Genomic DNA, 10,057 nt, shown 5'->3' on the forward strand with positions numbered 1-10,057 from the left:
GCGCATCTATTTACTTTATCCATAAATGAAAGCGAAAATGAGATTGGTATATTCCACAAAATGTAAACGTTTTTATATCTTGGTAAATATAGAGTCGAGAATGCAGTTCTCTATATAAGAAGGCTATAGATACGAGCTTTTACGGCTATTTTTGCGATTTGAAAACGCCTTCTTTTTTTAGTCTAATAAAAAACAGTAATGAATCGAAAAAATAACAATAATTTGATTGGTAAATAACATTGTTACTAATTCACAGGAAACAAAATCATTATTTTTACATAATAAAAACATAATAATAAAATGTGATAGAAAAATATTGAAGAAAATGTCCATTATTGGTAGTATTGAAAAATAAACCTGTAATTTTATGTATTATAATGCAATTTTTTGTCGCATATTTGCTAGCATAAATGTTAGCGATGATGTGAGCAATTCGTTATCTGTTAGACGGAAGATCAGCCAAATTTGATTCAAAATTTTTCGTTTTTTTATTTTAAAAGACAAAGAGGTGGTCCTGATGGATTTATCTACATTAAATTTTTTGGGTGAAACAGAAAAGCATAAGTTATTGAATCAATTCAATGATACGGACGCTAATTTTCCTCAGGAGATGACCATTCATGGGCTGTTTGAAAAGCAAGTCCAAGAAAGACCGAATCAAACTGCGGTAATTTTTAATGAACAAAGTATGACGTATAAAGAAATGAATGAACGAGCCAATCAAGTAGCACATAGCTTACGGAAGCATGGAGTTGGTCCAGATGAGATTGTTGGAATTCTAGCGGATCGCAACATGGACATGCTTATTTCCATTCTCGGTGTATTAAAGGCTGGAGCTGCTTATATGCCTATGGATCCTACATACCCTACAGAACGTATTCTTTATATGATTAATGATAGCCAGACCAAAATTATCTTAGCTGAACATAGAGAGATGGTTCCGGAAGGCTGTAATGCAGAGCTGATCCTCTTGCACGATGGCTCCCTTTTAAACGAAGAGACGTCTGATCTAGAGCATGTAAATAAGCCTGAGGATTTGGCCTATATTATCTATACATCAGGTTCTACTGGTAAACCAAAAGGGGTTATGATTGAGCATCGAAATGTCATTCGCTTGCTATTTAATGACAGAAATCTATTTGATTTTACTAGTGATGATGTCTGGACCGTTTTCCATTCGTTCTGTTTTGACTTCTCTGTTTGGGAGATGTATGGGGCTTTACTGTATGGAGGAAAAATCGTTCTCGTCTCTTTTGAGATAGCCAGAGATCCTCATGCCTTCCGAAATTTACTTCAGGAGCAAAAGGTTACGATTTTAAATCAGACCCCTACAGCTTTTTATCAGCTCTCATCTGAAGAAATGCAGCACTCAGACAGCAATCTATCGATTCGTAAAATCATTTTTGGTGGAGAAGCGTTGACACCATCACAATTGAAAGCATGGAAACAAAAATATCCAAATACAGCCTTGATTAATATGTACGGTATTACAGAAACAACTGTTCATGTGACTTATAAGGAGTTTCAATTACATGATATGGACAGCACAGTTAGCAATATCGGAAAGCCTATCCCAACGCTTAGAACCTATGTTTTAGATTCCAAGAGAAACCTAGCTCCAATTGGGGTGAAAGGTGAACTGTATGTGAGCGGCAAGGGAGTAGCCCGTGGTTATTTAAACAAACCTGAATTAACGGAAGAACGGTTTATGGATAACCCGTTTGTCGCTGGAGAAAGAATGTATCGCACAGGAGACCTAGCTAGATGGCTACATGAAGGAGAGCTAGAATACCTAGGCAGGATTGACCACCAGGTAAAAATCAGGGGCTATCGCATTGAACTCGGAGAAATAGAAGCCGAGCTATTAAAGCAAACAGGGATTAAAGAAGCAGTAGTTTTAGTTACAAATGATAAAGATGCACAACCACAATTACATGCCTATTTAACATCTACGGAAGATTTGGCAGCAGCAGATCTTCGTAATCAACTTACTACAACATTACCCTCTTATATGATTCCGGCTCATTTCATTTTTGTGTCGCAAATGCCTATTACGCCAAATGGAAAAATTGATAAAGAATCACTTCGTAAAATAGAACCATCACTTCAAGAAAGCTCTACAGGAACTTATGTAGCTCCACAAACACCTACAGAAAAGCAATTAGTCCACATATGGGAAGAAAATATTGGAATGCAACCAATCAGCATAGACGATAATTATTTTGCTCTAGGTGGCGATTCCATCAAAGCGATTAAGCTATTGCATGCTATAAACAAAGAGTTTCAGATTAGTTTCCAAATTGGAGATTTGTATAAGTATGGAACCATTAGAGAAATGGGACAGCAAATCGGTGAAAAAGGCAAGCAATCTAGCAATCAAAAACTGTTGAAACTTCAGGAATTGGACCGTTTAAAAGAGAAAATTTTGGGAAGTGAGAAATAGTCATGTCGGATAAGCTAAGCAATGCTAAAGACCTATTTCCAATGAGCGATATACAGCTAGGGATGGTCTACCATTCGTTAAAACATGTACATGAAGCTGTATACCATGATCAATTTGTTTATCAAGTAGATGATGATTCATTTGATGTTCATGTACTAGAGCAAGCGATGAGAATGATGGTTGATAAGCACGACATCTTAAAAACCAGCTTTCATATTGAGGAATTTTCCACTCCAGTTCAGGTAGTGCACCAGGAGGTTTCTGTTCGAATTGATGAGACAGACATTACGCATCTGGGAGAAAAACAAAAAGAACATATCCATCAGTATTTGGCACAGGATCGTCAATCCCCTTTTGATGTAACAACTGCTCCTTTATGGAGAATGAGAGTTTTTAAACTGAATGCAAGCCAAGTTGCTTTAGTCTGGATCTTTCATCATGCTATTTTGGATGGATGGAGTGTTGCATCTTTTATTACGGAATTAATTGATGTTTATTTCAAATTAAAGCACAAAACTTGCACTTTGGAGCCCTTGCACACGACCTATAAGGATTATGTGATTGATCAGATGCTATTATCTGAGCAAAATGAGCTTCGTGAATATTGGATAAAAGAATTAAAAGATTACAAACGGCTACAGCTCCCAGTAAAAGTGGATGAAAATGGCGGTGCTCACGTTACCATTGTTGAGAAGCTAGACCCTGACATCATAAATAAATGCAGAGAAATTGCACAAGCTCATCACATTCCATTAAAGACCGTATGCCTAACAGCCTTTCTTTCTATGATGCATATGATTTCTTATGAGAGAGACCTGACTGTGGGACTGATTGAGAACAACCGACCAATTATAGAAGATGCTGAAAAGGTGTTGGGATGTTTTCTTAACTCAGTTCCATTCCGCGCCATTATAAAGAAAGATGTGAGCTACAGAGAGCTATTAGAGCAGACACAGCAAAAGCTTGTGGAGATTAAAACATATGGAAGGCTTTCCTTTGCTAAGATTATTGAAGTAATTGGCGATACGGGAAGCGAGCGTAATCCAGTTTTTGACTGTCTTTTTAACTTTGTCGACTTCCATGTATTTAAAGGGATAAAGGATCATAAAGTAAAGTTTTGGTTAGATGGATATGAAAAAACAAACACCATGTTTGACTTTTCTGTTTCGACCACAATGGATGACTATTTTGTTCGGGTTGTATCTGCACTGCCAGAAGAAGATACTATAAAACTAATTAAATATTATCAACGAATTTTAGAAAAGATTGCTCTTCACATAGATGAAAAAATAGATAAACAATCTATTCTTGATGAAAAGGAAAGCCGCTTACTGCTAGAGGAATGGAATCAAACGTCAGTTGATTATCCAGACAAGCAAACATTGCATAAACGGTTTGAAGATCAAGTAGCCAAAAATGAAGATCAGGTAGCGCTGGAATATGAGGATAAGCAGCTTACCTATAGGGAATTGAACGCTAAAGCCAATCAATTGGCACGTGTTTTACAGAAGCATAATACGCTGCCAACTCAGGTAGTTGGTCTAATGGCAGAGCGTTCACTAGAGATGATAATAGGCATTCTTGGGATATTAAAAGCCGGTGGAGCTTATATGCCTATTGACCCTACGTATCCTGCGGAGCGTATCCAGTATATGCTCGAAGATAGTCGATCCTATCTCTTGCTTGTACAAAAAGCAGAAATGATTCCAGCCAATTATCAGGGTGAAGTGCTTATCCTTACAGAGGAACTTTGGGCAGATGAGAAGACAGAGAACCTAGAATTAGTCAATCAGCCACAGGATGTTGCCAATATCATGTATACATCTGGGACAACGGGAAAGCCAAAAGGTATCCTGATCACTCATCGAAACATTATGACTACCATAATCAACAATGGGTATATTGATATTTTTTCAACAGATCGAATATTGCAAATGTCTAATTATGCTTTTGATGGTTCTACCTTTGATATATACAGTGCTTTGCTAAACGGAGCTACTCTCGTGCTAGTTCCCAAGCAAACACTAATGAATACGACCGATCTGTTAGCAATTATCAAAGATAGCAATATCACGGTAGCTTTAATGACAACCTCTCTATTCAATACGTTGGTTGATCTTGATGTAACCAGCTTCCAAAATACACGCAAGGTTTTATTTGGTGGGGAAAAGGCCTCATTTAAGCATGTAGAAAAAGCATTGGATTATTTGGGTGAAGGGCGCCTAGTAAATGGATATGGTCCGACAGAAACAACGGTGTTCGCTGCTACCTATACAGTCGATAACACGATTAAAAAGCTGGGAAGTGTCCCGATCGGTCGTCCTTTGAGCAACACTTCGGTATATATTTTTGGATTAGATGATCAATTACAACCTCTTGGAGTACCAGGAGAGCTATGTGTAGCCGGAGAATGTATTTCGCCTGGATATCTTAATCGTTCCGACTTAACGGCAGACAAATTCGTTGATAATCCACTTAAACCAGGTGAGAGAATGTACCGTACAGGTGACCTGGTTCGTTGGCTGCCTGAAGGTGTCATGGAATACATGGAGCGGATTGATGAACAAGTCAAGATTCGTGGACATCGTATCGAGCTAGGGGAGATTGAGGCAAAGCTGCTTGAGCATCCTTCGATTCGAGAAACAGTGCTGGTGGCGAAACAGGATGCAAATGGCCATTCTTTTTTAGGTGCGTATCTTGTTACAGACAACTTCTGCCCTGTAACGGAACTGCGGAATTATCTGATGGAAACCCTGCCAGAATATATGATTCCTTCTTATTTTATCGAGCTGGATAGCTTGCCGCTTACTTCAAATGGAAAAGTGGACAAGCGAGCATTGCCCGAACCGGAATCTCAGGCATTACACGCATATACCATGCCGGAGAATGAGACGGAAGAAAAATTGGTTCAGCTATTCCAGGAGGTTATGGATGTAGAGCGTGTTGGTACTCAAGACAGCTTTTATGAATTAGGCGGTCATTCCTTAAAAGCAATGCTTTTGGTTTCGCGAATTCATAAGGATTTTGGCATAAAGGTACCTTTGAAGGAAGTGTTCAGTCGTCCGACCGTGAAGGAATTGGCTGCCTATCTGACTGGGTCAGAAGAAGCAAACTATATTGAAATTGGAGCAGCAGAAGAGAAACCATACTATCCAGTTACTGCCGCCCAAAAACGGATGTATATCGCCCAGCAATGGGAGGATGAGGAAGCGACTAGCAGTTATCACATGCCGTTTATGATGGAAATCACAGGGCCTCTTCAAGTGGAAAGGCTGCAACAAACAGTAAAGAGTCTTGTGGCAAGGCATGAGTCGTTGCGGACATCATTTCACATGATCGATGAAGTACTGATGCAAAAGATACATGAGGATGTACTGTGGGATTTAGACATTGATATCGAGTCAGTTGTAGCTTCAGAGCAAGAAATTGATGAAAAAATGTTTCAATTCCTCCGCAAATTTGATTTGAGTCAAGCTCCTCTCTTTAGAGCTAAGCTGATTCGTGTCAATGCTAGTCGGCATGTATTGCTATTAGATATGCATCATATTATTTCGGATGGATTTTCATACCAGATATTTTTTGATGAGCTTACCAAGCTGTATCAGGGCGAGGAATTGCCAGATCTCAAAATACAATATAAGGATTATGCCGTTTGGCAGCATTCGGAGGAACAACAGAAGCGTTTGCAACAGCAAGAGGAATATTGGTTAGGTCAATTCCAAGGGGAAATTCCTGTTCTGGAATTGCCTACGGATTACCAGCGCCCGGCTGATAAACAGTTTGCTGGAGCATTATTCACACACGGGTTATCTGTTGGTCTAACAGAGAAGCTGAGAAAATTAGCGATTAAGGAAAAAACGACGTTATACACCGTGCTGCTGACGGTCTATAACATTCTATTGACCAAATATACAAGTCAAGAGGATCTCATCGTAGGTACACCGATTGCTGGACGTCCACATGCAGATTTAGACAGAGTATTTGGGATGTTTGTAAACACGCTGGCGATCAGAACAGCTCCAAAAGTCGAGCATTCCTTCTTAGCGTATCTCTCAGAGGTCAAAGAAACAGTGCTAGGTGCTTATCAAAATCCAGACTATCCATTTGAGGAGCTGGTTGAAAAAACACTAGTTCAGCGAGATGTAAGCCGTAATCCTTTATTCGATGTTATGTTCTCCGTAGAGAAATTGCCATCTGCTGTACAGTTCGATGATTTACGTTTCTGCCCACGCTTATTTGATTGGAAGAAGGCAAAATTTGATTTGGATTGGACAGTGGTGGAAGGCGAATCATTGGAGGTTTTGGTTGAATATAGCACGAGTTTGTTCGATCGGGCGACCATTGAGCGCATGGCTAAGCATTTTGAGCATATTTTGGAGCAAATCCTTGATCAGCCGGATCTGTCTATTTCTGAGATTGAACTATTGACCGAGGCAGAAAAACAACAGATTTTGATTGAGTTTAATCAATCGGATAAATCCTTTGACAGCGAAAAAACAATTCAGGAGCAATTTGAAGAATGGGCAGAAAAAGCCCCGCACAGCATTGCCTTAGTTTTTAAAGACAAGCAAATGACCTATCAGGAATTAAATCAACGTGCTAACCAAGTTGCGCATTTATTACGCGGCAATGGAATTTCCGCAAATGATTTTATCGGTTTAATGGTGGATCGATCGTTTGAGATGATCATTAGTATGCTAGGTATTTTGAAGGCGGGTGGAGCCTACCTACCTATTGATCCCGATTATCCTGAGGATCGTATCGACTATATGCTATCTGACAGCAAAGCTAAGATTCTCTTAAAGCAAAGGGACCAAACTGCACCAGCTTCCTTTGAAGGCAAAGTCATCTCTATTGATACTCCAGAATTGCTAGAGATGGATGTAAAAAATATTTCCAAGGCGAATAACTCATCCGACTTGGCTTATATCATTTACACATCTGGATCAACCGGAAAACCAAAAGGAGTATTGATTAATCATCGATGCGTGATCAATATGCAGCTTACGGCTGAAACCTTTGGTATCTATCCTTCGAGTCGTGTTCTACAGTTTGCATCCTTTAGTTTTGATTCATCTGTGGGCGAGATTTTCTATACATTATTAAACGGAGCATGCCTGTATTTGATAGAAAAGGATTTGCTTTTATCCGGTAATGAATTTGTGGCATGGCTAAAGAAAAACAGGATTAGCTCGATTCCTTTTATTTCACCATCGGCTCTGCGGATGCTTCCTTATGAGGATTTACCTGATCTCGCTTATATAAGTACGGGTGGGGAGGCATTGCCGGCTGACCTCGTTAAAGCGTGGGGAGAAAATCGTGTCTTCCTAAATGCATATGGCCCTACGGAAACAACTGTAGATGCCACTGTAGGTATATGTACACCTGAAGGAAAACCGCATATCGGAAGACCCGTTACGAATAAAAAGGTGTACGTAGTAAATAGCAGCAATCAATTACAGCCGATTGGTGTTCCTGGCGAGCTTTGCATTGGCGGGGAAGGGGTTGCACTTGGCTATCTAAACAGACCTGATCTAACCCAAGAAAAATTCGTTTCCAATCCGTTTGCTCCGGGTGAAAGAATGTACCGCTCCGGGGACTTAGTCAGATGGCTGCCTGATGGAACAATTGAGTACTTCGGAAGATTAGACGATCAAGTAAAAATTAGAGGCCACCGTATTGAACTAGGAGAGATTGAAACAAGACTACTAGAGCATCCATCCATTAAAGAAGCAATTGTCATTCCACGTTCTGATGAGTCAGAGGCTACATATTTATGCAGCTATTTGATTACAGAAGGATCATGGAATGCGGCTGACTTACGTAAGTATTTGAAGGCTTCTTTGCCGGAATATATGATACCTTCGTATTTTGTGGAGCTGCACGAGCTACCGCTAACACCTAATGGAAAAGTTAATAAAAAAGCATTACCAAAACCAGAAAAGCAAATGCAGAGAGGGCAGGATTATGTAGCCCCTACTAACCATATGCAATCCATTTTATCTCAGATTTGGACTGATGTGCTTGGTGTTGAAAATATAGGAATTCATGATAATTTCTTTGAATTAGGTGGAGATTCAATTAAAGCCATCCAAATTTCAGCTCGGCTTAATAAGCATAATCTCAAGGTTAAAATGCGGGAATTGTTTAAGAACCCAACGATTGCTGAGCTAAGTCTGCTTGTACAACAGATCGTCCAGGAGATTGACCAAGGAGTAGTAGAAGGAAATATTCCGCTTACACCGATCCAGCATTGGTTCTTTACCCAATCATTCCCGCAGGTCAACCATTACAATCAATCGGTTCTCCTCTTTAATGCGGAGGGCTGGAATGAGCAGAAAGTAGATAAAGCTTTTGAGATGCTAACCCAGCACCATGATGCATTGCGAATCGTATATAGCCTCGACGAGCAAGAGATTGTACAGCGTAACCGGGGATTGGAAGGCTCGAATTATCATTTCGAAATCATTGATGTAAGACAAGATGGGGAAGATCAGTCGAACTGGAAAGCAGCGGCGAACCGGATGCAGGCAAGTATGGATATCACGCAAGGACCTTTAGTGCAGATTGGATTGTTCCGTGCTAATGAAGGAGATTATTTGTTAATTGCCATTCATCACTTAGTGGTAGATGGGGTGTCTTGGCGTATCCTGCTAGAAGACTTCTATCATTTGTATAACGGAAACGACTCTCTGCCATTAAAAACGACCTCGTTCCAAGCATGGTCTCAAAAGCTCCAAGAGTACGCCCAAAGCAAGGAGCTAGAAAAGGAGCTTTCATATTGGCGCCATCTAGATGAAGCTATCACGGACTATACCTTACACAAAGATATAGAAGCCGCAACCTCAAATAAGACAACCTATACGGAATTTTTAACTGTATCGATGTCTTTATCAACTGAGGAAACCCAACAGCTAGTAACAGAGTCTCATAAGGCGTACCAAACGGAAATAAATGATTTGCTGCTCACGGCACTGGCTTTAGCTTTGAAGGAATGGACGAATAAAGAGCAGTTGCTAGTTAGCATGGAGGGGCATGGACGTGAAGAAATTCTAGAAAACGTAGATATCTCCCGTACAGTTGGTTGGTTTACATCAGAGTATCCGGTTGCCATTCATCTGACGAAAACAGACATTTCGTTTGCCATTAAACAAGTAAAGGAAACGTTGCGTCGTGTACCTAACAAAGGGTTTGGCTATGGGATTCTTAAATATTTGGCAAAAGAGACGTTCAAGCTTAAGCCAGAAATCAGTTTTAACTACCTAGGCCAATTTACAGATAAGGAAGAGGGGAACTCCTCTTTAATGGGTGATCTGATTAGCCCGGCAAATACCAGTGAGCTGTCCCTAGATATCAATGGAAGTATAGAAGCTGACAGACTACAAATGCACTTTAGTTATAACTCTCGTGCGTACTATCCAGAAACAATCGAAGCTCTTGTTCAAAACTTCAAATCCTACTTGCTTGAGATTATTAATCATTGCCGGACGAAAGAAGGAGTAGAGCATACGCCAAGCGACTTTGATATCAATGATCTCACCATGGAAGAACTAGATGATATTTTTGATGACCTGGAAGAAGAGGTATACAAATAACTAGGCAAAAATATGGAGT

2 protein-coding genes are annotated in these 10,057 nt (G+C 40.0%); both read left to right on the forward strand.

Annotated elements, in window-relative coordinates; all coding sequences use genetic code 11:
* Positions 1 to 517: 517 nt before the first annotated feature.
* Complete coding sequence (locus AYJ08_RS09710) at positions 518 to 2,443, forward strand: non-ribosomal peptide synthetase (RefSeq protein ID WP_064017554.1); 1,926 nt, start codon at positions 518 to 520, stop codon at positions 2,441 to 2,443.
* A 2-nt stretch (positions 2,444 to 2,445) separates the two neighbouring features.
* Positions 2,446 to 10,038: a non-ribosomal peptide synthetase gene (locus tag AYJ08_RS09715; protein WP_064017555.1), complete on the forward strand. Its 7,593-nt coding sequence runs from the start codon at positions 2,446 to 2,448 to the stop codon at positions 10,036 to 10,038.
* Positions 10,039 to 10,057 lie beyond the last annotated feature (19 nt).

The sequence above is a fragment of the Brevibacillus sp. SKDU10 genome, from assembly GCF_001645205.1.
GTDB classification, from domain to species: domain Bacteria; phylum Bacillota; class Bacilli; order Brevibacillales; family Brevibacillaceae; genus Brevibacillus_B; species Brevibacillus_B halotolerans.